At 69.9% G+C, this 1727-nt stretch carries 1 protein-coding gene and 1 pseudogene; both read left to right on the top strand.

Annotation, left to right across the window (positions count from 1 at the left end):
* Nucleotides 1–111: 111 nt before the first annotated feature.
* Nucleotides 112–441 (top strand): annotated as a pseudogene (locus BACI9J_RS22700) (A/G-specific adenine glycosylase); the annotation flags it as partial.
* Nucleotides 442–597: 156 nt separating this feature from the next.
* On the top strand, nt 598–1536 hold the full coding sequence (locus BACI9J_RS22695) for an aldo/keto reductase (protein ID WP_017887933.1): 939 nt from the start codon (nt 598–600) through the stop codon (nt 1534–1536).
* Nucleotides 1537–1727 lie beyond the last annotated feature (191 nt).

Raw genomic sequence — 1727 nt, 5'->3', positions numbered from 1 at the left:
GTGTCGGTCTCTGCGGGTGCCCAGCGTGCCATGCGTCCACCGTAGGCTGTCGTGGTGAACGCGAGTCGGGCCTCCAGACAGAATGTGGACAACCCGACCGCGGGAGCCGGTGTGCAGGAACCGGCCACGCCGGAACAGCCCGACATCGCGACCCCGCTGATCGCGTGGTTCCGGCAGCAGGCGCGGGACCTGCCGTGGCGCCGCCCCGGCTTCCCCGCCTGGGGCACCCTGGTCAGCGAGATCATGCTGCAGCAGACGCAGGTCGCGCGCGTGATCCCCCGTCTGGAGGCGTGGCTCACCCGGTGGCCGACGCCTCGCGACCTCGCAGAATCGCCTCCGTCCGAGGCGGTGCGCGCCTGGGACCGGCTCGGCTACCCGAGACGCGCGCTCGCGCTGCACGCCGCGGCGACCGCGATCGCGACCGACCACGGCACGATCGTCGTCGCTCGGGTCGTCGGTTTGGCCCTGCCCGAGGGCGAGACGCTGACCGGGACGTGGACGGACGGCTCCGAGGTGCTCGCCGTCCTGCTGCCCGAACGCGCCTGAGGTACTGGCAGGGCCTGCCTGTGCCGGGGACCGGCTGGCAGGATCGACGACGTGAAGACACTGGAGTTGCCACAGACAGACCTCACCGCCTCCGACGTCGTCGTCGGACTGATGCGGATCAACGACATGAGCGACGAGGGCATCCGTTCGCTCTACAGCGCCTCGCGCGATGCGGGCGTGAACATGTTCGACCACGCCGCGGTCTACGGCGAGTGGCACGGCTGCGAGGAGCGGTTCGGCGCCGCCGTCACGCTGACGCCCGCGGAACGCGCCGAGATCGTGCTGCAGACCAAGGTCGGCATCCGGCCGACGCCGAAGGGCGCGTACTTCGACTTCTCGTACGAGCACATCCTCGAGTCCGTGCACGAGTCGCTCGAGGCACTGCAGACCGAGTACGTCGACGTGCTGCTGCTGCACCGCCCCGACGCCCTGGTCGAGCCGGAAGAGGTCGCGAAGGCATTCGACGAGCTGCACGCCGCCGGCAAGGTGCACCACTTCGGCGTCTCGAACCACACCCCCGGCCAGGTCGACCTGCTCAAGAAGCACGTCCGCCAGCCGCTCGCGTTCAACCAGGTGCAGCTGAGCATCACGCACGCCAACGTGATCTCGCAGGGCCTGACCGCGAACATGGGCGGCCTCGAGCAGTCGGTCGACCGCGACAACGACATCCTCAACTACTCGCGCATCAACGACATCACGCTGCAGGCCTGGTCGCCGTTCCAGAAGGGCTTCTTCGACGGCGTCTTCCTGGGCGACCGTGAGCAGTACGCCGAGCTGAACGACGTGCTCGAGGAGGTCGCCGCCGCGCACGGAGTCACCCCGACCGGCATCGCGGTCGCGTGGATCACCCGCCACCCCGCGCACTTCCAGGTCGTCCTCGGCACGACGAACCCGCAGCGCGTGCGGGACTCGGCCGCCGGCTCGGACGTCGAGCTGTCGCGCGAGGAGTGGTACCGGATCTTCACCGCGGCCGGACACACCGTTCCCTGAACCGGGACCGCCCGGTCAGGTCGGGCAGGGTGGGATCGTGCTCAACGACCTCGCCCTGCCTGTCCGCCTGACCACACGCTCCGGCGAGGTGACGCTGCGGGACGCGGTGGACGAGGACCTCGATGCGCTCATGGCACTGTTGTCCGACGACCCGATCAGCGCTGCACGTGGTGACGTCGCCGCGCCGGAGG

The sequence above is a fragment of the Arthrobacter sp. 9V genome (assembly GCF_902506065.1).
In the GTDB taxonomy this organism is placed as follows: Bacteria; Actinomycetota; Actinomycetes; order Actinomycetales; family Micrococcaceae; genus Arthrobacter.
This window is presented reverse-complemented; position numbering and strand designations above follow the sequence as displayed.